Raw genomic sequence first — 22,958 nt, 5'->3', positions numbered from 1 at the left:
GCTTATAGCGGGGCCGGGCCATCACGCCGCACCGCCCGCGGCGGGAACCGTCAGCGAGGCCGACGGTTCGTCATTCTCAACGGTGAACTTCCCGGTTTCTGCGATCATGCGGCTCGTGGTGTCGAAGGCGGCGAACTCGGCGGGGTGGAGTTGGTGCTGCACGACGAAGGAGCGGTCCTTGATGCGCCACAGCCCCTGCCCGGTCCCCAGGCCGGGAAGCAGCTTCTGCTCAGTGCCCGTGAGGCCGAGCGCTGTTGCGGTGGAGCCGAGCTGGTCGGCTTCCTGCCGGTAGACGATCCTGGTCTCCGCGTTCGCCAGCAGCGACGATGCGAGGGCGCGCATGGCGGAGCCCTGGTCGCCGACGTTGTCGAGGTCGGAGAGCTTGTGGAAGATCAGCATGTTCGCGATTCCGAAGTGCCGGGCGAGCCGCCACTGGGCGTCCATACGCCGCAGGAGGGACGGGTAGGCCATCAGGCGCCAGGCTTCGTCGTAGATCACCCAGCGTTGCCCGCCTGCCGGGTCGGACAGGGCCGACTCCATCCACGCCGACGAGCACGTCATCAGCACCGAGATCAAGGTGCTGTTCTCCGCGACCCGGGACAGGTCGAGGGACACCATTGGCAGGGACGGGTCGAACCTGACCGTGGACGGGCCGTCGAACAGTCCTTGGAGGTCGCCCGCGACGAGTCGGCGCAGGGCGTGGCCGACGAGCCGACCGTCTTCCGCGAGCCGTCCATCCGCGTCGTCGGCCGAGGTTGGGGTAAGGATGCGGTCGACGACCATCGGCAGGATCGGAACCTCCGCGCTCCGTACCGCGTCTTGGAGGGCGAGGTCGATCGCGGTGTGCTCCAACGGCGTCAGCGCCCGGTCCAGCACGGTCTCTGCGAGGGCGCCGATGAGGTCGCGGCGGCGGGAGGCGACCTGCATCGCCCACTCCGCATCTGACACCGCGGACGGCCTATGGCCCTCATCGAGAGGGTTGAGGCGGTTGGAGAGGCCGTGGCCGAGGATGATTGCGCGTCCACCGACGGCTTCGGCGACGGCGGTGTGCTCGCCCTTCGGGTCGCCGGGGACGTAGACGCGTCGTCCGAACGGGAGCGAGCGCGTGTAGAGCGACTTTGCCAGGCTCGACTTGCCGGAGCCGACGATGCCGGCCAGGACGACGTTGGGGGCGGTGATGATCCCGCGCCGGTAGAGCACCCACGGGTCGTAGACGAACGACCCGCCGGAGTAGAGGTCCTGCCCGACGAAGATCCCCTCCGATCCGAGGCCGCCTTCGGCCAGGAACGGGTACTGCCCAGCCAACGTCGCACTCGTGTCCTGGTGCTTGGGGAGACGGAACCGGCCCGGCGTGCGCAACGCCGCAGGCCCCGGCTCGCCAGCGGCGGGCAGGTAGGTCGTCGCGCGCCGCTCGGCCTGCTCCGCCTCCCACAGGGCCTTCGCCTCGGCCTTCCGTGCCTTGCGGGCGGTGGTCTCGATTCGGGTCGCAGCCTGCCGGCGGTCCTTACGGGCCCGGCGTCGTTCGCCTTCGGGGCCGACGAGCACGGCCGTGTGCAGGCGGCCCTCGTCCTGCGCGGTCACAGCGCGAGCCCCCGGCCCTGCGCCGTGGCGGCACCGGGGCGTCGAGTGAACCAGTCGCCCGCGCCGCGCTCGCGGTTCGCCGCCTGGGTGTTCGCGCGTGCAGGCTGGTGTGCGACGCGCGCCGACGCCGCGGTCGACGCGGGCGCGGGAATCGGGGTGTCGATGCCGAGGAGTGCCGGGTCGGGCAGGGCGCCGTGCTCGCGCAGTAGCGAGACGTGGCCGAGGAACGGGTTGTAGGTGAGGGTGTAGACGTCTCGGGTCGCTACCTTGTCGAGGGCACCGGTCGGGGGCTCGTCGTAGACGTAGCCGTTCTCGAGCGCTGTCTGTACGGTCTCCTCGCCGTAGTCGAACCCGGCCAGGTGCTCGATCGCCGCGTCCGTGCCCTCCCGGTCGATGAGGTCCAGCACCTCGTAGGCCTCGGAGCCTTGGAGGAACACGACGCTGATCCACCGCACGCCCGCCGCCTCCCCAACGGTGGGCGCAGGGCCCTGCGGGCCGCGGTCGGCCAGCTCGGTCAGGGCGTCGGAGTTCTGCCGGGCGACGTCGGCGGTCCACTCATCGAACGGCCCCTCATACGCCGTGCCGTTGTCGGTGGCGTGTTGGTGCGCATCGCCTGCTGCGGTCAGGTAGGCGGCGAGGTCACGCAGCGCCCGCTCCGGTGAGACAGGCGCGCCGGCCCCGGTAAACAGATCCCGCCCTTGGATGCTCTGCCCGCTGTCCCGGTGCTCGATGAGGTAGGCGTAGCGCTGGTGCTGGCCCAGCGGCTCGTCCGGCCACACCGTCAGCGTGAGCGTCCCGGCCTGCACGCTCGTACGCCCCGCCCCCGCGTCTGCGGGGTCGGGTGCGGGGTGCCAGGCGATACGCCCGGAGTGCTGGGAGGCGGCGTCGAGCCGCCAGGCCACGGAGTCCAGGAGTGTGCCGGCCTGGTGCAGCTCGTCCGCGGCCGCGAGGGCCGAGGTCGCGCCGGTGGCCTGGTTCCCGGCGTCGTCGTGCGCGCGGGCACGGGGAGCGATATGGGCGGCGGCGAGCTGATCCAGTACCTGCCGCAGCGACCGGACTCCGGACAGCAGGTCACCGATCACTGGGTAGGTGTCGGCCGGGTCGGTGAACTGGCGGGTTGCGTGGGCCAGGCCCCGCAACGCGGCGGACGCCTCCGTGGCGTCCGCGACGGGGTTATCGAAGGTAGGCATGAGCGTTGTTCCTCACAGAAGCGTCGGATGGTTGGTGGGCAGGTGCGCCGGGTCAGACCGGCCGGCACAGCGGCAGCGCAGCGGCGGTGAAGGCCTGGGCTTGCTGGCCGACGAGGCGGCGGGTCTCGCAGGAGGCTTGGATCGCGGCCTGCTCGACCGCGGCGACCGCGGCGTCGAGCTCATCGACGGTCGGCGCGGAGACGGACACGAGGCCGGAGACGCGCAGGACGCCGTGCCCGGCGGTCAGGTCCGCCTCTTGCTGGAGGACGTCGTCCAGTTCGGCGCTGGTGGCGGCGTCTTCGATCTGCCCGATCTTGCGCCGCTGCGCCTGGTCGCTGATGAGTTCGGTCTTCTTCTTCCGCAGGTCCCGCGCGGCCTGATCGGCGCGCACCGGCGTGTAGTGCAGGGCGAGGGTGCGGAGGATGCCGTTGGACAGCACGAGCGGGGCAAGGAACCCTGGGTAGACCTGCGAGCGGGGCCACTCACTGATCCACAACACCGCATGGAACGCACTGTCCGACCGCAACCGATCCCACGTCTCGGTCACCGCTACCGGGCCCGCCGTCGCCAGATCCCGCCCGAGGTCGCCATGCCGTTCTAGCGCGGGAGCGGCGGCCGGGTCGTACGCCGAACGCAGGATGACGGCGACCTCGCCGGGCGTGAGCCACCCCGTCGAGGTGAGCTCCGCTGCGCGCAGCGCCGTCGTCAGCGTGGTCATCTCCTGCCGGAGCACCGCGGCGGCACCGCGCATCCCGCCACCGGAAGTCCTGATCTGCCGGCTCGCGGCCTTCATGTCCAGCGCCAGGCTGATCGTCGTGGCGTGGCGTTCCCCGGCGGGGCCGGCGCGCTCGATCAGCTCGGCGTAGGTGGTCGCGGCCCAGGACCCGTCGTCGGTGCCGTGCGTGCGCCACCACTCCGCCAACCCCGTTCCCGAGTCCGGCAGCGTCCGCTCCGACACCTGGATGCGGGCGATGCGCCCCGAACGGCAGGCCGCGGCGAGGACGCGCCCCCACCCGGAGACCCTGCGCTGCTGCTCACCGGGATCGAGGAGCACGAACGCCGGATGCGAGACGCCGAGGATCGCAGTCAGCGTCTGCGCGTGCGGGTCTTGGATCATCGCCGCCCCGGTCTCGGGGTCCTCCCATTCCCGCAACGGTGCCGCATCACCCGGAAGCGCGAGCGTCCCGGCAGGTCTCGGCTTGATGACGCGGCGCCGATAAATGAGCTGCCCCAGATACGTGCGGGCGATCCAGCGGGCCACGATGGGCACCCACTCGATCACCTTCCGCCCACCCGCGGGGATCACCGCGAGCAGTGCTGCGGTGGCCCATACCGGGGCGGTCCAGGCGAAGGCCAGGCCGCCGCCGAGGTAGAGCGAGAAGACGACTGTGAGCACGGCGATGCCGAGGACGATGAGTTGCGGCAGCGACAGGCCCAGCATGATCCCGCGCTTGGTGAGCCGGGAGAACTGCACCGCCGCCAACGGGTAGTCACTGTTCGCGTGCGTGTTCGTAGACATCGCAGGTCACCCCTTCCCGGTCGGCTTGGACGACGGCGGAGGTGGCGGGTCCGACCGGCGCCGAGGCGCGGGCGAGGACTCCGCCGAGCCGGTGGACGGCCCGGACGGCGGCGCCGAGGACGGAGCGGCCGGGGGCGGCGTCGACGGTGCGGGACGCTGCGGCGGGGTGCCTTGCGATGGTGGAACCAGCGGCGGGGATGCCTGCTCCGTGGCCGCGCCTGCCTGACTGTCGGCCGCTCCACCGACCGCATTGCCGGCCTTCGGGCCGGCGGTCGCCGCGCCCTTGACCACCGCACCGCCGACGACGACCGCAGCACCCACAGGGCCGGCGGCTGCACCAGCACCCGCAGCGCCCGCTGTCCCGGCCCCGGCACCAGCGGCGGTGCCAGCTCCCGCTCCTGCCCCTGTCGAGGAAGCGGCGGCTCCTGTGCCCGCTGTGCCGGCTCCCGCACTGGTGGGCGCCGCCGACGAGGAGGTAGGCGGCGGTGTTGGACTACCGCCTCCTCCGCCACCGTTCGAGGGTGCGCTGCCGGAGTCGGTGCTGCCGTCGAGTACCTTCTTGGCCGTGTCAGCCTTCGGCGCAGACGGCACTGGGACAGGCCGGTTCAGCGCCGACTTCGCCTCCTGCTCCGACGACATCGCGTGGTACATGTCGAACCCGACGAAGGACAGGAACTTGTACGTGATGTACGGGGCGAACGCCGCGATGAACATCAGCGCGACGCCGGCGATCGGGTCGGAGATGGATGCCAGGTCCGCCTCGATGGGGGCGGAGACCTGGCCGATGGCGACGAGGAAGATCACGACGAGGACGAGCTTGGAGAAGATGAGGGCGATGACGAAGGTCGCCCATTTGGCGAACCATCCCTTGGTCGCATCCCATGTCGCCCCGGCCAGGGCGACCGGCCCGAACACGATGGCGACCAGCAGCAGGGCTTTGCGGATGAGCAGCGAGAACCACACGATCGCCGCCGCGCTGATAGCGAGTCCGGCGAGGAAGATCGTCAGGATCGCGCCGACACCGGGAGCGGTGATGTTGATGGTGGCCAGGCCTGCGGCGAGGAGCCCGATCTGGGTCCCCATCCCTTCCATCGTGTTGCCGGTGGCCTGGACGATCCCGACCGCGAGCTGGTCGGTCACTTCCAGCAGCAACGCGGTCAGCGTGATGACCAGGAACGATCCGAGCACGCTCTTGGCGAGACCGAGGGCGGCACGGTTGAGGGCGGTCGGGTCGCGGTGGATGAGCCCGGTGATGAGCTGCAAGCAGAAGAACACGAGCATGATGAAGACAGCGACGCCGAACAGGACGTTGTAGACGCCGATGTACTCGGCGCTGGTGACGTCCACGAGGGTCGTGGTGTCGAAGACCCACCAGACCGCCTCGAACAGCCACGCGGCGGCACCGGCCATCGCTTGGGCGAGCCAGTCGAACGGGGCGGCGATCAGGGAGGCGGTGCCTTCGCCCACGGCGTCGCAGACGGAGGAGATGACTGGGACATCGCAGACGCTCACCGCAGCCACCCCCGCGGCCGGGAGTCATGTCGGGTGGTCATCACACGGCCTGCCCGACGCCCCAGAAGAAGTTGATCAGCGTCACCGCGGCACCGCAGATGATCGCCGCCCCGCAGCTCACGAGAACGCCGACCTTGCCCCTGCTCGCGAGGTGCGGGTTGGAGGAGTTGGCGCCGAAGCCCCACACGATCGCGCTGACGATGAGCGCGAGGACGGAGAGGATGAGGCCGACGGTCATGACGGCGCCGACGATGATGCGCAGTTGCTCGATGCCGGGAAGACCGGATGAGTTGGGGTCGATGTCGATCACGGGGTGCTCCTGACTATTGACGAGAAGGGGTTCTCGTCCGTCAGGTGCACCCCGCGATCCCAGCGGCGGCGGAGGTAGTCAGAGTTGGGTGCCGACGTCCAGCAGGAAGTTGAGCCACGCGACGCCGGCCCCGGCGAGAGCGGCGGCGCCGACCGCGACGAACAGACCCGTGCGAGCCTTGGTCGCCGCCTGATAGTTGCCGCTGGATGACGCGATCGCCCAGATGATGGCGCAGACGATGAGCATGAGCACGGCGGTGACGAGCACGAACATGAGCAGCGCGCCAACGATGGCGCGGAGGTCGGCGGCGCCGCCGACGCCGCCGAAGTCGGGGAACACATCCATGGTCATCGTCCTTCTCGGACGGTGATGTGCAGGTGGTCGTAGTGCCCGCCTGTGATGTCCGAGGGGTCGTGCATGCCCCCGCCGTTGTAGGGCCGCCAGCCCTCGTCGGCGCGAGCGAGCGACCAGATCTTGCCTTGCCAGATGAGATACTCGACTCCGAGGGCGGCGGCGTTGGCCTGCAGCCAGTTCGTCATCGCCCACCCCGTGTCGAGGGCGGCGCCGGTCGCGGCCGTTCCGATGGTGTTCCCGAAGGTCACATCGCACGCTCTGCCGAGCGGGTGTTCCGACGAGGTGCCGGGTCGCGGTGACCAGCAGGCCCAGCCGGAGTCGGGAAACGCGGCCCGGGTCTGTGTGAGCAGGTGCTCCATGCGGGCAGTGATCTGGCCGCCGCTCGTCGGATCGTCCCGAAGCTCGTCAGGATCGGTACCTGTGTACGGTGTTGGCGCGGCGATGTTCGGCCCCGGAGCGCAACCTGCGTTTGGTGCCGTGCTCGCGCCGGATTCAGCGGCGCCGTGGTCGGTGAGCCAGGCGTCGGAGTTCACCGGGTCGGCGTCTGCGCCGCCGGGGTGGATTTGCAGGTGCAGGTGAGGGCCGGTGGAGTGTCCCGAGGAGCCGACGTCTCCGATGCGCTGCCCGGCGGTCACGGTGTCGCCTTCTGCGACATGGATGCCGTGCGCCCACATGTGCACGTACATCGACGCGACCCGCTCGCCCCGGACGGTGTGCTCGATGACGATGACCCCGCCTCCTGCGTCGGTGTATCCGGCTCGCACGACGATGCCGTCCGCGACGGCGTAGATGGGGGTGCCGTCGGGGGCGGCGAAGTCGCTGCCTGCGTGGAAGCGGCGTTCGCCGGTGATCGGGTCGTTACGCCATCCGAACGGGCTCGTCCGCGCCCAGGTCCCCTCCGGCAGCGGGAACACGATGCGCGTCGTCTCGGGCACGACGGGCGTCTCGTCCCCGCCATCGTTGCCGGAGGACACGGGACGGGTCAGGGCGGTGAGGATCGCTTCGGCGACCGGCTGGTAGTTCTGATACCGGTCCGGGTAGGCGCTGACCTCGACGGCTTGGGCTGCTTCGCCGGGGTCGAGCTGCTGCCAGCCGGCGATGTCGAGCAGGCCCCGCGGCGATGGGTAGTTCGGGCCCGTGGGGCCACCGTAGAAGGCTCTCGCCTGGTAGCTGGGGTCCATGAGCTCCGCGACTGTGCCCCACCCGCTGACCGGGCGCATCTGAAACAGCCCGAGCGAGTCGTGATCCGAACCCTCGCCGTCGTTGGGGTACTCCGCCGACTCGGGATAGGCGCTCGTGTTGGCGAGCATCCGCAGGGTCGACTCGGTCAGCGCAGCCATCAGCGCGATCAGCACCCCTTCACGTCCGACGCCGGCTGTCTGCCCGCCGACCGTGATGATCGTCGCGGCGTGGGTGAGCTGTTGCCGGTTCAGCGTGACCGTCTCCCCGTTGCGGGTCGTCGCGGTCAGCGAGTCCGGGATCGGGCCGACCGCCAACGAGCCGGGCGTGCAGACGGCGGCGGTCGCAGGTGTTCCGCCGAGCGTGGCGACGCCCAGCAGGATCGTGGACGGCCCCAGGAGCAGCAAGGTGAGGGCGAGGAGCGCGAGCTTCTTCATCACGGCCTCGGCTCAGCGGAGAGGGTTGTCGAGCTGTGAGAGCCGCAGCACCTCACACAACCCCGACCCGGTGCCGCGACCGGGATTGGGCGGGGTGCAGACGAGGAACACAGTGAAGGAGACCGGGCGGGATGCCTCGACGGGGTCGGTGCCCCAGATGCCTTCCCGGTGCCGTGTCCCCGAGATGGTGTACGCGACCGCACCATCAGGTATCTGACCGGGGGCTGCCTGCTCGACGGCGGTCTCCCACGCCTCCGGGACGAACACCTCGTCGAGGGTCAGCCACTGCCGAGTCGCGTAGGTGCGCAGCTGCGCCCACGCATCGTTCGTCGGGATGTAGGCGCGGACGTCACCGACGAAGGCGTCGGCCTCGCTGCCGTGCGCGGCATCCGCGAGCACCTGCGCATAGTCCGATGGCATGTGCCCGGTCGTGGTGTCCCAGGTGAACAGCGCCTCAGCGACCGCTTGGGCGAACGCTTCCGGCCCAAGGTGCTGGTCCAGCGGCTCCAGCTCTGCGACCGAGGTCGGGGCCGGTGTCACGGGCGCGGCGGTGGAAGGTCGTTCGTTCGGCGTCGAGGCCGACGGGGCGGCGGGGCCGCGGACGAGGCCGTAGATGCCGACTCCGACGAGCAAGAGCAGAGCGAGGCCGCCAGCGGTGGCGGCGATCAGCAGGCGACGACGGCGACGGTCATCAGACGTGGCGGGGTCCATGAGCACGGGTCCTTCCCGGACGGCAACAACGGATGCGTGGTTGCCAGGAAGGTGCGCACCACCGCACCCGCCCCGCGGTTCAGGCGATGTGCTCGGCCCTGTCTTGCCGTGCCGCGCGTGCGGCGTCGGTGAACGCGATGGTCCCGGCGATGGTCTCCTCGAACCGTGCCCACTGTTCAGCGGTGAGGGCTGGGCCGACGTCGGCGGGGTCGTAGTGGGTCCACCATTCGGCCATGTCGTCCCAGGTGGCCAGGAACGCGGTCAGCGGGAACGGCACCGGCTCCCCGGTGTTCACCGCCGTCAGCGCGGGCCGCGCTGGCTTCTTCTCCCCGGAGGCCTTGGCTGCTTTGACGCGGGCGAGCGCGGCCTTTGCCAGCTGCTCCAACTCCGCCGCCCTCGCCTCCTGCTCCGCCGCACGCACCGCATCCGCCTCGACCCGTGCTCGTTCGCGCACCTCGACGGACTGGGCGGGATCCGCGGCGAGCTGGTTGAGCTCCGCCAGCGACAGCTCGGCATTCACGCGCAGGTGCGAGGGATAGACGCTCCCACCTGCCTTGATCCGCTCGACCTCCTCTGCCGCACGCGCCCGTACCGGTTCCGGCTGCGACTCGTCCGCGGCCAGGTCCTCCAACCGGCCGATGCGCTCCAACGTCGTATAGGACGCGCGGCCAGTCACCATCCGCGCAGCCTGAGCGCGAGCCTTGCCTTGCTCGAACTGCGGTGGTGCCAAATTGGCACCACCGTCTTCTGCGTCGTCTGCGGTCGTCTGGAACCGGGTGGCCTCCTGGCGGCGGGCGGCGTCTTCGGCGAGCAGGGTCTTGAGTTCGCGGTAGAGGGCTGCGGCTTCGAGCTGGGTGAGCGGCTTGTGCAGGACGTTCTCGTCTTGTTCGGCGAGGAGTTGCCCGAGCCGGTCGGAGATCCCGGACCGTACCCAGACGTTGACGGTCTTGATGCCCAGGAGTTTCAGCGCCGCGAGGCGCCGCGCGCCGCAGATCAGGTGCCCGTCGAGGGTGATCGTGATGGGCTGCAAGAGCCCGTTGCGGCGGATCGACTCCACCAACGGGGCAAGGTCGCCGTGGTCTTGCCGGTGCCGGCGGCCGACGATGATGGAGTCGACCGCGCGCTCCAGCTCGATGTGGCCCGCCGGCACCGTGCTCATGACTCCTCGCCCCCTGCCAGGCGCGGGGCGGCGAGCCCGGCAGTGATCACGAGGTCGTCGTCGGTGAGGAGTGCGCGCAGGGGTTGGCCGATCAGGAGCCGCACGAGCAACCCGCGCCCAGCGTTCGTATGCGCGAGGGTCGGGTCGGGGGTGCCGAGCACGATCCGCAGCAGCGCCGTCCACGACGCACCCGGCAGGTCCAGGAGGGCGCGGGCCTGCCGGTCACGGCGCAGCACCTCGAACGCCGACGCCCGCGACGGCGACCCCGCCAACCTGGTGGTGATGTACTCGACCGCAGCCCGGGCTGTCGAGGGTTCCCAGCCGACCCACGAGAGGAACGCGATCGTGTCCTCGACGGCGGCGGTGACGTTCATCGCCCGCTCCCGCACCGGACGCTCATCGTCCGGGTCCTCGTCGGGGTCGGTGAAGGGGTCGAAGCAGAACGCGGGGTGGTAGTCGGGCAGGGGGTTCTCGCGGTCGCTGAATCGTTCGGCGTCGTGGAACACCGAATACTTCGGGCGACGGGCCTGATGCACGGAGCACAGCAGTCCGTTGCCGCGTTCCTCGGCGGTGCAGGTCACCTGCACCGCCCGCGTCACCACCGCCCACGGGTCATCCGCCCGCCGCGTCGCAGTTCCCCGCATCGCCTCGAACGCCGCCGAAGCCGCCTCCCACGGGTCGAGGCCGTGCTTGCGGGCGAGAGCGGCGTACTTGTTCGCGGCGTGCTCCATCAGCGCCGCCGCCTCCGGGTCACGCTGCCACGCCCCACGCCCCGCCTGATGGAGCCGATTCAGCAGGGCGCGCAGCGCCTCGGAGTCCTCGAAACGATTCCGCCTGTCACGGTCTGATGCAGTCTGCATGGGAGCACCTCCTGACAGGCAGGTGCGCACACGCTCCCCAGCAGGCGCGCTCAGACGTTGGCTGGGGGCGTGCATGGCGGTTACCCGAGCCCGATCCCGGAGCGCGACACCCATGAGAACCGCTCCCCGCCACCACGACCGAACGCGGTCACCGGCGGCAGCTTCCGTGCCCGCTCGCTCACGAACCGCGCACCCGACCGTGCCCCGTCACGGGTCGCCCGATACGCCTGACCAGGTACCCGGCGGGCGCGGCGGGCGAGCTCGGCCTGAAAATCGATACCCCGCCCCACTATCCGCGCCGAACGCGACGCCATCAGATCAGTCGGACGCACCCACTCCACACCAGCACGCGCTCTCGTCGCCGCGTCCTTCGCCGTCGAGTCTTTGGCCAGTGACGGGTCGCGGTGCCGGGCCAGCGCCGACGCCTCGCTTTCACGCGGCGTCTCCTCAGCACGGTCATGGTCTCGCTCGTGCAGCGCCGTAGCGGTGGGCTCGACGTACGTGTGCTGGTCGTCGTTCATGGCGTCTCCTGTTCGTCACGGGTGGTGAGTTCGGGGCGTGCGAACCAGCGGCCCACGGTGGAGGGGTGCACGCCGAGGTGCCGGGCGATCGCTTTGTTCGACCAGCCCTCCTCATCTCGCAACCGCCCCGCCACCTCCCGCGCGGGCGTCTGCTCCGACCCCGGTGTGGGAATAACGGCCTGCAGCTCGGACAGACCGCTCTCCGGCGTCGGCTCGTCCTCGTCGGCGAGATGTGGCTTGGCGGCCTCGGAGGCCGGTCGGGTGAGGATGACGGTGAGGTGCGTGATCGCAAGCAGCACCAGCGGCGGCACCGCCGCCACCGACGCCGCCAGCACCCCGGGCACATCGGCATCGGCGGCGACGACGGCATGGATCGCGTTCGCCGTCACCGACACCAGCGCACCCGCAGCGAGCAGCACCCACGGATACCAAGCCGACCGCTGCCGAGCGAGCGCGACGACGGCAACGGTTGCGACGACGATGATCCCGTCCACGATCAGCGGCCACGCCCACGCCTGCCCCGCATCGATCCCGGAGCGGCGGGCAAGGTCCGCCAGAGCGGTGAAGGAGAGCCAGAACGCACCTGCAGCGATGAACACCGTCCCGGCGACCGCCGTCGCCACCGCCACCCGGCCACCCCGCGACCGCACAGGTGCCGGCGCCTGCGGGTTCATGAGAGCACCTGCCCTGCAAGACGCGGCACGCGCCGCAGATCATCGTCCCGTACCACGCTGGATGGTGCGGGTTGGACGTGGGTGGCGCGGTAGGCGGAGCGGATCGTCGTGACGACCTCCCGCGGCGGCAACCCGACCCGCTCACCCGCCGGGGCGAGCGCATCGACCATCTCCGGCAGAGACAACCCCGCCTCCGCGAGGCGGCAGGAGGCCCAGAACAGGCCACGGTTGCGTTCGCCCTCCGCGCGCATGCCCACCCAGTCGGCCAGCCGCTTCGCGTCCTCCGAACGAACAGGGCCCCGCGCCCGATGCACGACGGGCTCGGGACGCGGATCGAGGAAGTCCCGCAGCGCCGCCGCATCCACCGGGCGCGGCTCCCGGTTACCGTGCGCGGTGAGCGAGTACCCGGCCGGGCCGTGGACGGTCATGACGGCGGAGGGAGGGACGATGACGTACCCGCCGGTGCCACGGAAGTCGACACGTGCCGCGGCCGCCTGCCACGACGGCTGCGACCGGCCGGGGTCGGCCGGGTAGTAGAAATGCGCACCACCGGACGGCGTGCGCACCACCGCCACCCACCCCTCCACGAGCCCCGCCCGGCGGGCACGACCGAAGGCGTCGAACCCGTTCCCGTCCGGCTTGCGGTCCACATCCACGACATCGACCCCAGACGCGGTGCCGGTGGGGACGCCGATGTTCGCGGACGGCCAGCGATGCCACCACGCCACAACCTGCGCCAGGTCAACGCTCGCCTCATGGAACCCATGCCGGGTGAGCGGACGCTTCTCGCCCGGCACGCACGGGAACACCGGCACCCCCGCCGCCGCGAGCCGCGCGGCGGCTTGCGGAAGCGGGAGCCCGCTGAGGGAGGCAAGGACGCTGGCGACGCTCATCACAGCCCCCTCACCACGGCATCCGCCGCACGCGAGGAACGCGCTGGCTCGACCAGTGCCGGAACTGTTCGCTCCGCCCCGGCCCCTCGCGACGGGGTGGCGGACTCACGGGTCAGGCCGGGTGGGTCGCCCGTGCCGACCTGGACGGTGTCGAGGGCATCGAGGATCGCCCCGGCGGTCTTGCGGACGCGTTCACCGGTGGCCTGCACGACCTCGGCCGGGTCCTTGTCCTTGACCGTACCCGCCCACCCGGAGATATACGGGATCGTGTAGGCGGTGGTGTCCATGCCGTGCGCGGCACCGATCATCAGCGCCACCGACTCCGCCTCGACTTCACCGATCCCGCGATGCCCGGTCGCATCCGGGTTGTCGGGGCCGTGGAGCTTCACATGTGCGAGTTCGTGCGCGAGTGTCTTCACCTGCGCGGCGTCGTCCATGTTCGACCGCACCGCCACCGTGCGGTTCGTGTAGTCCGTGACACCGTTCGCGCCACGAATCTCCCGCTCATCCGCGACGCGCGTCACCGTGAACCCTTCGGCCTCCACCAAGGAGGCAAGCCCTGCCCACAGCCCGTCGGGCGCCTCGCCTTCCAGGAGCGTCGGGGCAGGGCGCTCGGGCACGGGATCACCGCTGGTCTGCGACACATCCCAGACGTAGGCGGGCTTCGCGCCGACCATCCGGGAACGCACCACCTCGCCGGGCTTCGGCTTCTCGAACCGGCCCAGCCGCCGCCACGACTCAGAATCAGCCGGATTACTCGACGCGAACCGACCCGTCACCGGCGCGAAGATCACATACCCCGCCTGACCCCGCTCCACCTGCCGACCCAGCGACTGCCACTGCTTATAGCCCGCGACATAGGACGGCTCCGGCGACGCGACACGACCCTGCTCGTAAGCATCGAGATGCTGGGCGAGGATCAGCAGCGTGTTGCGGAACGAGCGCGCCCGGAACCGAGCAGCGAACTCCAGCGCACGCTTCCAATCCTCACCCGACACAAGCAGGTCGACCGCAGCCGTCAACCGCTCATGGAGCTGTTCGAGCTTCGCGTCGCGCGTAGCCCGTGCCTCCTCGTCCGTCGCCACCTGTGACCTCCTCCCGGCAAGGCCAACGGCACAAGCCGGTGACCCCTGCGACCATTAGGTGCGCCGGGGAGATCAGGAACGAGACGGACGGAACAGAGCGTGGCGACCGCCAGGCTCCACGATGAACCCGACGTGTCTCATCCGGTTTACCTGCGGTGCGGCGTAGAGTCGAAGTCCTTCAAGTGCTCAGGGTTCACACGACGAGAAGTACGCGACATACGGCGAGTCGAGGGGGTTGACGAGTCAGCCTGCCGGTGAGTGCGGAGGGTTTGCTTGGCGTCCTTCGGGACGCCCGCTGGCGCGGTACTGCGATGGCGTGATGCCGTAGCGGCGGGAGAACCAGCGTGAGGCGACCCGGGGATCGCGCCAGCCGACTGCGCCCGCAGCACGTGCCACAGTCCAGTCAGTCTCATCAATGAGCCGGGTGAACTCTGTCAGCCGTATCTCCGTGAGGTAACGCATCGGTGGAAAGCCGGTACAGGCAACGAACAGGCGGGTTAAGTGAGTACGGGAGACGGCGACGGAACGCGCGAGGGCCGTAGTCGTCCACGACTCAGCCATGCGGTCACGCAGAAGCTGCACTGCACGTCCCACGTGTCCGGCCAAGGAGATCGACATGAGTAGCCCGCCTGCCTGGCTCAACTCAGTACCATCTGAGTTGGCGGCCGCATCCGGCGCGAGGAACGCGGGAGTCACAAGGCCTACCCAACCGGCGAACAGTTCTACGGTACGTACTGCCACCACCTCCGGTGACTTCGTGCCGTTGCCGAGTACGCTCAGCTGCCGCCAGATCGGTTCGACACGGCGCAGGGTAGACACACCAGGATGCAGAACGAGTGGGCTCCCGTCCCAGTCGTGAGGATGCACGCCAGCGCGGAGCCGCGTCTTGTCGGGAAGGAACCATGCCATCTGTTCACGCAAGAAGCGTTCATCGCTGTACACCGCCCAGAGTCGGACGTATTGCCTCGGACGCATCTGGCACCATTCACCAGCTCCTAGAGCCAAGGCCATGCCAGGCATGAGAAGGTACCGGCCCTGTGCCGTCGAGATTTCAGCTGCGCCCTCAAGAATGTGCAGGATCTTTATCTCCGCAGGAATCACTCGCCTGGTCATTGCGCTGCGGGAGATTTCGATCGCCGTCAGAAGCCGTGCGCCGCGATTGATTAACCTCGTGCCGGGGTTGTCTGGTCTCGTAGACGACCCTTCATGTGGATCGCGGTATTCGCTTGCTCTCACAGTTCTCGCGCGTTGTTCCTATGTGCGGGTGACATGGCAACAGCCGCTATCAGCGCAGGGAGTCCTTTCTTAAGACTCTATTGAATGCGGTTGATATCATTTCGTAGAAACGTCTTTTGATGCCTCTTCCTTGGTGAGGGGGTGAGGAGCCGTTGTTTGTACGTGGTTGGCAGGTCGGTTCGCTGTCGAGAGTCGCCCGGTTCTTTCCATCCAGAGGTCGAAGGGGACGGTGAGGAACGGGAGCATCGAGGCGATGATGCCGGTGGGGAGTGCCCACCAGGTCCAGCGGAAGCGGATGGCGGCGGCGACGCAGGCGAGGACGAAGGCGATCCATGCGATTCCGTGCACCCACCCCCCAGATGGTGACGGGTAGGGGGCTGCCGTGGAGGGGGTATTTGATAGCGAGGGCGGTGAGCATGCCGAGCCAGCTGATGCCTTCGATGAGCGCGGTGGTGCGGAAGGCGAGTCGGAAGAAGCGTTCGTTTCGTGAGGGCGTGTGTGTCATTGATGCTCCGCGGCGTGGTTGCGGTGGTGACAATCCATAGGTCGTGATCCTCTTAGCGCGAGGCTTAGTGGGTGTTGTCTTCGTAGGCGGAGGCGGTGCTGCCGGGTCCGTACTGTCGGAGCAGCCACCCGGTGGTGATGACGCCTGCGGCGATCACGACGGCGATGATGATCATGATGGTCGTGTAGCCGCTGTTGAACGCGATAGCGGCGGCGTCGAGCAGGCCCGGATGGTCGCTGGCGAGGTCGCGGGCGGTGGCGATGCTGTCGGCGGCTTCGGCAGGGGCGCCCTGGGGGAGGTGGATGCGGGAGGTGTAGAAGAGGGAGAGGAGGCTGCCGAGGACGGCGACGGCGATGAGGCTGCCGAACTCGTAGGACACTTCCTCGACCGAGGCTGCCATACCGGCCTTGCGTGGGGGGACGTTCCCCACGATCGCGGTCGATGCGACTGACATCGTGGCCCCCAATCCGGCGCCGGTGACGGCGAGCCCGGCCACGAATACCGGGAACGCGGTCTGCACTCCGATGAGGGTGATGATCATGCCGATTGTGGCGAGGGTGAAGCCTCCGCTGATGATGATGCGCAGCCCGAGCCTGTGCAGGAACGCGCCGCCGAGAATCCCGGTGGGCAGAGCCCCGATCGCGACAGCGGCCACGAGGAGTCCTGCTTGGAGTGGGGTGAACCCGTCGACGAGTTGGAAGCGTTGCGTGGTGACCAGTTGGATGCCGCCGATGGCGAACATTGCGGTCGCTGCGGTGATGATCCCGGCGCTGAACGCGCGGTTGCGGAACACCCCGAAGTCCAGCAGCGGATCGTTCGAGCGGAGCTGGCGTCTGGTGAACAGGACACCGCCGATGGCCGCGACGACCGTGGCGCCTGCGACGATCGCCCAGTTCTGCGGGGTGTGGGCGGCTTCTTTGATCGCGAGGACCGCGCCGGTGAGGGTGAGGAGGGCGTAGAGGGAGGAGATCGCATCCCACTTCTTCGCCCGGTCCCGGGTTCCTGCAGGGACGACGAGCGGGGTGAGGATGAGGGCTGCGATCACGACGGGGATGTTGATGAGGAACACCGACCCCCACCAGAACCGCTCCAACAGTGCACCCCCGACGATGGGTCCGAGCGCGGCGCCGACCACGGAGATGCTGCCCCAGATCGCGATCGCGATGTTCCGCTCCCGCACGTCATCGAACCCGAGCCGGATCAGCGCGAGAGTGGCGGGCATCATGCACGCCGCCCCCACCGCGAGGAGCGCACGCGCACCGATCAGGACCTCCGGTGTCGGGGAGAACGCGGCCACCAGCGACGCCGCCCCGAAGAGCGTGAGACCGACCAGGAAGAGACGGCGATGCCCGAACCGGTCACCCAAGGTTCCCGACCCCAGCAGCAGGCCCGCCATCACCAGCGGGTAGGCGTTGATGATCCACAGGCCTTGGGAGGCCGACGCGCCCAGGTCCACCGTCAGGGTGGGCAGGGCGGTGTAGAGGATCGAGTTGTCGAGCGTGATCAGCAACAGGCCGAACGCGACAGTCACCAGCAGCACCCACCGCCGCGATGACAGCGATGACGCTTGAGTGTTCACAGTGTTCATGTGCGGGGATGCCTTCTTGTGTCAGGAGTTCTTTCGATCATTGCGCCCGGCCGGTTGCCATAGATTCTTGTGTTCATCGCGCAGAGTCCGTGCTGGTGGTGTCCAGGGAGGCGGCGATGTGTTCCAGGAGCTGCACCCGCAGAGCCTGCGGGATGGGCTCCCCGGTGAGGGCTTCGTAGCTCCACAGCCCGTCGGCGGCCATCCGTGCGGTCAGCATCCGCAGCTCCTCCCGCGGATACCTGTCGTCCACGCCGGGCTGAGGGAGCGGGGTCGTCCACCGCGCGGCCACTTCCGCACAGGGTGCGAAGAGGTCACGGTGCGCGGCGCCGTCAGCCATGAACACCAGTTCCGCGCGGGTCATCGACCGGGCCGCGACCCGCACATACGCCGCCAACCGCTCAGCACGGGTCGCCTCAGAAGCGGGTTTCCCGGCGGCTGAGACCATCTCCTTCTCCCAGTCGGCCGCCAACTGCTCATACACCCCACTCAGCAGTGCCGTCCGGCTCGGGAAGTGATACAGCAGGCCCCCCTTGGTGATGCCCGCCTGCTCGGCGACAGCGTCGATCGTCACCGCAGACAGCCCCTGCTCCTCAGCGACCCGCATCGCCGCCTCGACGATCGCAGACTTCTTACTCGGCCTCACCACCGTGCCGCCTCCTCCGTATCGACGCCGTACCTCACCAACCACTAGACTATACTAAATGGTACCGTAACCGTGTGTGGAGAGGAACGACAGCATGACGAAGTGGACGATCGGGACCGGGGCAGTCGTGACTGTGATCGGGATAGTCGCCTACATCGCGTCGGGGGCATCCAGCCTCACCGCGCTGATCCCCGCAGCCCTCGGCATCCTGCTGGTGATCGCCGGACTCATCTCCCGGAAAGAGGCGGCGCACCGGCACGCGATCCATGCGGCGCTGGCAGTCGCGCTCGTCGGCCTGGCCGGCACGCTCATGAACGTCCTCAAGCTCGGGGAGCTCCTCGGGGGCACCGCAGAGCGCCCTATAGCGGTCATCGCCAGCACCCTGACCTTCGTCGCGCTGCTGGTCTACCTGGTTCTCGGGGTGACCTCGTTCATCCGCGCACGCCGCTACCGCCGTGCCTGAAACCCGCCCCCTCGACACGCCCCACGTCGCCGGGCGGGGCGATGGTTGGCGGGCGCGGCTGTGGGAATGGGTCCGTGCCCGACCGCTCGTGTGGGCGAAGCTCTCCCTGGCCGCGAACATCCTGATCGTCGCGACCGGCGGGGCGGTCAGGCTTACCGCATCCGGGCTGGGCTGCCCGACCTGGCCGCTGTGCACCGAGGACTCCCTCTGAAGCGCCCCGGGTTTCAGTGTTCCAGTCGATGGTGGTGATGTCGCCGAGGTTGGGGGCGTCGGGCCAGTGGTGGGCGAAGACGCGGGCGACGGGCTCGTTGATCTCGGAGAACCAGATCGTGCGGGCGTCGAACACCTCCTCGACAGCGAGGTCGAGTCCGCCGTAGCCGGAGAACAGCGACCCGACCCGCAGGCGGCGGTCGCCCGGTTCGTCGCTGGCGTTCGGCATGAGGACTCCGGCAGATCGGTGATCCCCGGTCGCTGCCTCTGCGAGCGCTGACCGGGCTGGTTATCTGCCAGGTGCTCGCCGCGCCTCCCGCGCCTCCCGTGCCTCCCGTGCCTCGCTGACCGCGCCGCGCCCGGCCTCTGACGGAGCCTTCGTCTCCGCCTCCCTCAGAGCCACCACGCCTCTTGCAGATCGAGGTTGAGCCCGCCTTCGGCGGGCCGCTGCTCACCTCGTGAGCAGGCAGAGAGGGCGGGCCGGATGACGGTTTCGATGCGCGTGATGTCGGCGGGTGACGGGTATAAGTACCTGTTGCGCACTGTCGCGGCCGGCGACGGCGACCGCTCGCTCTCGACTCCGTTGACGCGCTACTACAACGCCGAGGGCACCCCGCCCGGTCGCTGGCTCGGTGCCGGGGTCGCCACACTCGGCGGCGGGCGGATCAGCGTGGGTGATCAGGTCTCCGAAGCCCAGCTCCAGCTGCTGGTCGGCATGGGTCGAGACCCGATCACCGGTGAACCGCTGGGCCGCGCGTACCCCGAATACCGAACCGTGGCCGAGCGGATCGAGGCACGTACCAGTGCGCTTGATCCCGCACTCGGGCCGGCGTCACGCGCGGAGGCGGTCGCGGCCATCGACACGGAGGAGGCCGGGCGCGGGACGCGGCGGGCGGTTGCGGGGTTCGACTTCACGTTCTCGATCCCGAAGTCCGCCAGCGTGCTCTGGGCGGTCGCGGACGCGGGGACGCAGGCGTTGATCGCGGACGCGCATCACGCTGCGGTTGCGGAGGTGGTTGCGTTCATGGAGCGGGAGGTTGCAGCCACCCGCACCGGCGCAACCGACCGCGACGGCGCGGTTGCACAGGTCGACGTCGCAGGTCTGGTCGCCACGGCGTTCGATCACTACGACAGCCGGGCGGGCGACCCGCACCTGCACACGCATGTCGTCATCAGCAACAAGGTGCAGACCGTCCTCGATGGCAAATGGCGGTCGCTGGATGGGCGGCCGATGCACGCCGCCGTGGTCGCCCTCTCCGAGCTGCACGAGGCGGTGTTCGCTGACCACCTCACTCGCTCGTTTGGCGTCTCGTGGGAGGCGCGCGACATGGGCCGCGACCGCAACCCCGCGTGGGCGATCGCCGCGGTGCCCGAGGCGATGGTGAAGGAGTTCTCCACCCGTGCCCGGCACATTGATGCCGAGACCGACCGCCTCATCGGCCAGTACGTCGACGCGCATGGGCGGCGGCCGTCGCCGGCGACGATCATGAAGCTCCGCGCCCAGGCCACCCTCTCGACCCGGCCGGAGAAGGAAGTCCGGTCGCTGGCTGACCTCACCGCCTCCTGGCGGGAACGGGCCGGGCAGGTGCTCGGGTCGGATACGACCTCGTGGGCGCGCGGCGTGACGGCAAACAAGGAGCCGTTGCTGCTGCGCGCGGACGACGTGCCGTTGGATGTGATCGACTCGCTCGGGGCAGACGTTGTGGCTGCGGTCGGTGAGAAGCGATCCACCTGGCATCGCTGGAACCTCACTGCCGAGGCCGCGCGGCAGACGATGGCCTACCGGTTCGCGTCGACAGAGGATCGCGAAGCTATCGTCGGCCTGGTCGTAGACGCCGCCGAAGCCGCTTCGCTGCGCCTGACCCCGCCCGAGCTCGCATCCAGCCCGGCCGCGTTCCGCCGACCGGACGGCACGAGCGTGTTCCGGCCGAAGCACTCCGCGCTGTTCTCCTCCGAGGAGCTGCTGGCCGCCGAAGACCGCCTCCTCGAACGCGCCCGCACCACCACCGCACCGACCGTGCCGCTGACCACCGTCGAACGGGTTACGAAGCGGCCCGACAGCAAGGGCCGGATGCTCGGTGACGACCAGGCGGCCGCACTGACGAAGATCGCGCTCTCGGGCCGGGTGGTCGATGTGCTGGTCGGCCCTGCTGGGGCGGGGAAGACCACCGCGATGTCAGCGTTGCGGCGGGCGTGGGAACGCGAGCACGGACGTGGCAGCGTGGTCGGGCTTGCGCCGTCCGCGGTCGCCGCGCAGGTCCTGGCCGATGACCTCGGCATCCAGACCGAGAACACGGCCAAGTGGCTCGACACTCACGACCGCGCCGGCGAGACGTTCCGCAAGGGTCAGCTCGTCATCGTCGACGAGGCATCGCTGGCGGGCACGCTCTCCCTTGACCGCATCACCGCCTTGGCGGCGGAGGCCGGGGCGAAGGTGCTGCTGGTCGGGGACCACGCCCAGCTTCAGTCCGTCACCGCCGGTGGCGCGTTCTCCCTCCTCGTCCACGACCGTGACGACGCCCCGGAGCTGGTCGACGTGCACCGGTTCGTCCACCCGTGGGAGAAGACCGCGTCCCTCGCGCTGCGGCATGGGCGCACCGATGTCATCGACACCTACACCGAACACGGTCGCATCCGAGGTGGTGAGACGGAGGAGATGATCGACGTCGCCTACACCGCCTGGCGCAACGACACACTCGCCGGGCGAGCCAGTGTGCTCGTGACCGCCTCGAACGAGTCCGTCCAGGCGCTCAACAACCGGGCACGCGCTGATCTGATCCTCGACGGCACCGTGAACGCCCGCCGTGAGGTCGAACTGCACGACGGAATGAGGGCTGCGGTCGGGGATACGGTCATCACTCGCCGCAACGACCGCCGCCTCCGCGCGGGACGGTCCTGGGTCCGCAACGGCGATAGGTGGACGGTCACCGAGGTCCGTGACGACGGCGCTCTCACCCTCCGCCGCGCAGGGCGCACGTGGGGCGCCTCGGTCGTGGTCCCGGCCGAGTACGCGGCCGAACACCTCGATCTCGGTTACGCCGTGACGTCATACCGGGCGCAGGGCATCACCGTGGACTCCTCGCACGTCCTGGCGGATGCGTCGATGACCAGAGAGACGTTCTATGTCGCCATGACGAGGGGGCGCGAGCAGAACATCGCCTACGTCGCCGTCGACAAGCCCGACCCCGCCCACGACGGCCCTCGCCCCGGCGACAACACCGAGGCGACAGCCCGGTCCGTGTTGTTCGGGGTGCTGCAGCACGTCGGTGCCGAGCTGTCGGCGCACGAGACGATCACTGCGGAGCAGGACACCTGGGCCTCGATCGCGCAGCTTACCGCCGAGTACGAGACCCTGGCCGCCGCCGCCCAACACGACCGCTGGGCCGCGCTCGTCCGCTCGTCTGGGCTCAGCGACGACGACGCCGAGGACGCGATCGCCTCACCCGCATTCGGAGCGCTGACTGCCGAGCTCCGTCGGGCCGAGGCCAACCAGCACGACGTCGAGACCCTGCTGCCGCGCCTCGTGCGAGCACGCGGGTTCGGGGACGCCGACGACATCGCCGCGGTCCTGCACTACCGTCTTGCCCGCGCGACCGCCAGGCCAGCGGGAGCCGGGCGTGCACGCAGAACACCACGTCTCATCGTGGGCCTCATCCCCGAAGCCACCGGCATCATGCCATCCGAGATGCGGCAAGCGCTGACCGAGCGACGCGACCTCATCGAAGCCCGGGCCGATGCTCTCCTCGACACCGCACTCACCGAGAAACACGAGTGGATCACGAAACTCGGAACCCCACCCAAGACTGCACGAGCGGCCCAGGCATGGCGGAACGCCGCGCGCACCATCGCCGCCTACCGCGACCGCTACGGCATCACCGGACCCGCACCCCTCGGAGCACCCGCCGAAGCCGAGACGCAGAAGATCGACGTCGCCCGCGCCCGTGCTGCGCTTGACCGAACCCGCTCGCTCGAAAGAGAACCGAACAGCGCACGTCAATCGCCTGCTACTACTAGGCCGGTCCGACGCTCCTTGTAGCGCCTGAACGCCAACCTACGAAGCCCGCGACCTGGTAGCGTGAAGATGTGTCCCGCACAAGGAGGCTACGAGAAGATGCCGGAAGATAACGAGGTTCTGACCGCTGATGAAGCGGCAGCGCTCTTGCGTGTCTCCACCAAGACAGTGCTCTCACTCGCCCGCGCGGGGTCGCTGCCCGGAGAGAAGGTGGGACGCGCTTGGCGCTTCGTGAGGAGCGATGTCCTTGCGTACGTCCGCGGTTCACTGCCGCAGGCAGGAGCAGAGCACAATGAGTGAGGTCGTGACGGCACTG

Annotated in this window: 21 protein-coding genes and 2 pseudogenes; 4 read left to right on the top strand and 19 right to left on the bottom strand. The window is 69.4% G+C overall.

The annotated features are described in order from the left end of the window. Positions 1 to 21: 21 nt before the first annotated feature. From E3227_RS00250 to E3227_RS00160, 18 genes are all read right to left on the bottom strand, one after another. Complete coding sequence (locus tag E3227_RS00250) at positions 22 to 1,581, bottom strand: ATP-binding protein (protein WP_144317197.1); 1,560 nt, start codon at positions 1,579 to 1,581, stop codon at positions 22 to 24. Continuing rightward, positions 1,578 to 2,771 carry a hypothetical protein gene (locus tag E3227_RS11575; protein WP_211346237.1) on the bottom strand — a complete coding sequence of 398 codons (1,194 nt, stop codon included), beginning with the start codon at positions 2,769 to 2,771 and terminating at the stop codon, positions 1,578 to 1,580. The genes E3227_RS00250 and E3227_RS11575 overlap by 4 nt, the downstream gene beginning before the upstream one ends. A 52-nt stretch (positions 2,772 to 2,823) precedes the next feature. Next, the gene (locus E3227_RS00235) at positions 2,824 to 4,290 is read right to left on the bottom strand and encodes an SCO6880 family protein (protein ID WP_144317196.1); all 1,467 of its coding nucleotides are present in this window, start codon (positions 4,288 to 4,290) and stop codon (positions 2,824 to 2,826) included. A gap of 6 nt (positions 4,291 to 4,296) precedes the next feature. Beyond that, positions 4,297 to 5,802 (bottom strand): TrbL/VirB6 family protein, encoded by a 1,506-nt coding sequence (locus E3227_RS00230; protein ID WP_144317195.1) that lies wholly within the window; start codon positions 5,800 to 5,802, stop codon positions 4,297 to 4,299. 40 nt (positions 5,803 to 5,842) lie between these two features. Beyond that, positions 5,843 to 6,112: a DUF6112 family protein gene (locus tag E3227_RS00225; RefSeq protein WP_062764860.1), complete on the bottom strand. Its 270-nt coding sequence runs from the start codon at positions 6,110 to 6,112 to the stop codon at positions 5,843 to 5,845. Between the two features lie 78 nt (positions 6,113 to 6,190). Further along, entirely contained in the window at positions 6,191 to 6,457 is a 267-nt protein-coding gene (locus E3227_RS00220) for a DUF6112 family protein (protein ID WP_144317194.1), read from the bottom strand. 2 nt (positions 6,458 to 6,459) lie between these two features. Beyond that, entirely contained in the window at positions 6,460 to 8,082 is a 1,623-nt protein-coding gene (locus E3227_RS00215; protein WP_211346236.1) for a VldE C-terminal domain-containing protein, read from the bottom strand. A 12-nt stretch (positions 8,083 to 8,094) separates the two neighbouring features. Then, entirely contained in the window at positions 8,095 to 8,793 is a 699-nt protein-coding gene (locus tag E3227_RS00210) for a hypothetical protein (RefSeq protein ID WP_144317192.1), read from the bottom strand. Between the two features lie 79 nt (positions 8,794 to 8,872). After that, the gene (locus E3227_RS00205) at positions 8,873 to 9,952 is read right to left on the bottom strand and encodes a ParB N-terminal domain-containing protein (protein WP_144317191.1); all 1,080 of its coding nucleotides are present in this window, start codon (positions 9,950 to 9,952) and stop codon (positions 8,873 to 8,875) included. Continuing rightward, positions 9,949 to 10,812, bottom strand: coding sequence for a hypothetical protein (locus E3227_RS00200; protein WP_144317190.1), 864 nt, complete (start codon positions 10,810 to 10,812; stop codon positions 9,949 to 9,951). The genes E3227_RS00205 and E3227_RS00200 overlap by 4 nt, the downstream gene beginning before the upstream one ends. Positions 10,813 to 10,892: 80 nt before the next feature. Next, positions 10,893 to 11,333: a hypothetical protein gene (locus E3227_RS00195; protein WP_144317189.1), complete on the bottom strand. Its 441-nt coding sequence runs from the start codon at positions 11,331 to 11,333 to the stop codon at positions 10,893 to 10,895. Next, positions 11,330 to 12,007, bottom strand: a complete 678-nt coding sequence (locus tag E3227_RS00190; RefSeq protein WP_186366106.1) for a DUF2637 domain-containing protein — start codon at positions 12,005 to 12,007, stop codon at positions 11,330 to 11,332. The genes E3227_RS00195 and E3227_RS00190 overlap by 4 nt, the downstream gene beginning before the upstream one ends. Continuing rightward, a complete protein-coding gene (locus E3227_RS00185; protein ID WP_144317188.1) occupies positions 12,004 to 12,900 on the bottom strand; it encodes a bifunctional DNA primase/polymerase in 897 nt (298 codons plus the stop codon). The genes E3227_RS00190 and E3227_RS00185 overlap by 4 nt, the downstream gene beginning before the upstream one ends. Next, entirely contained in the window at positions 12,900 to 13,985 is a 1,086-nt protein-coding gene (locus tag E3227_RS00180; protein WP_144317187.1) for an ArdC-like ssDNA-binding domain-containing protein, read from the bottom strand. Before E3227_RS00180 ends, E3227_RS00185 begins: the two co-directional genes overlap by 1 nt. Positions 13,986 to 14,228: 243 nt before the next feature. After that, complete coding sequence (locus E3227_RS11500; RefSeq protein WP_170228599.1) at positions 14,229 to 14,681, bottom strand: helix-turn-helix domain-containing protein; 453 nt, start codon at positions 14,679 to 14,681, stop codon at positions 14,229 to 14,231. A gap of 636 nt (positions 14,682 to 15,317) precedes the next feature. Then, a complete protein-coding gene (locus tag E3227_RS00170) occupies positions 15,318 to 15,569 on the bottom strand; it encodes a DUF3817 domain-containing protein (protein WP_144317185.1) in 252 nt (83 codons plus the stop codon). A gap of 221 nt (positions 15,570 to 15,790) precedes the next feature. After that, positions 15,791 to 17,314, bottom strand: a complete 1,524-nt coding sequence (locus E3227_RS00165) for an MFS transporter (protein ID WP_144317184.1) — start codon at positions 17,312 to 17,314, stop codon at positions 15,791 to 15,793. Positions 17,315 to 17,387: 73 nt separating this feature from the next. Then, complete coding sequence (locus E3227_RS00160) at positions 17,388 to 17,957, bottom strand: TetR/AcrR family transcriptional regulator (RefSeq protein WP_144317183.1); 570 nt, start codon at positions 17,955 to 17,957, stop codon at positions 17,388 to 17,390. 94 nt (positions 17,958 to 18,051) lie between these two features. Here E3227_RS00160 and E3227_RS00155 point away from each other — a divergent pair, with 94 nt between their 5' ends. Further along, complete coding sequence (locus tag E3227_RS00155) at positions 18,052 to 18,420, top strand: hypothetical protein (RefSeq protein ID WP_144317182.1); 369 nt, start codon at positions 18,052 to 18,054, stop codon at positions 18,418 to 18,420. A gap of 58 nt (positions 18,421 to 18,478) precedes the next feature. Further along, positions 18,479 to 18,625: pseudogene (locus E3227_RS00150) on the top strand (COX15/CtaA family protein); the annotation flags it as partial. A gap of 87 nt (positions 18,626 to 18,712) precedes the next feature. Here the strand turns inward: E3227_RS00150 and E3227_RS00145 are convergent. Further along, positions 18,713 to 18,859, bottom strand: a pseudogene (locus E3227_RS00145) (hypothetical protein); the annotation flags it as partial. Between the two features lie 255 nt (positions 18,860 to 19,114). On the opposite strand from E3227_RS00145, the gene mobF reads away from it, so the two are divergent. Further along, positions 19,115 to 22,666 carry a MobF family relaxase gene (gene mobF / locus E3227_RS00140; RefSeq protein ID WP_144317181.1) on the top strand — a complete coding sequence of 1,184 codons (3,552 nt, stop codon included), beginning with the start codon at positions 19,115 to 19,117 and terminating at the stop codon, positions 22,664 to 22,666. 75 nt (positions 22,667 to 22,741) lie between these two features. Next, a complete protein-coding gene (locus E3227_RS00135; RefSeq protein ID WP_144317180.1) occupies positions 22,742 to 22,942 on the top strand; it encodes a helix-turn-helix domain-containing protein in 201 nt (66 codons plus the stop codon). Positions 22,943 to 22,958 lie beyond the last annotated feature (16 nt).

This window comes from Corynebacterium sanguinis (genome assembly GCF_007641235.1).
Classification (GTDB): domain Bacteria; phylum Actinomycetota; class Actinomycetes; order Mycobacteriales; family Mycobacteriaceae; genus Corynebacterium; species Corynebacterium sanguinis.
This window is presented reverse-complemented; position numbering and strand designations above follow the sequence as displayed.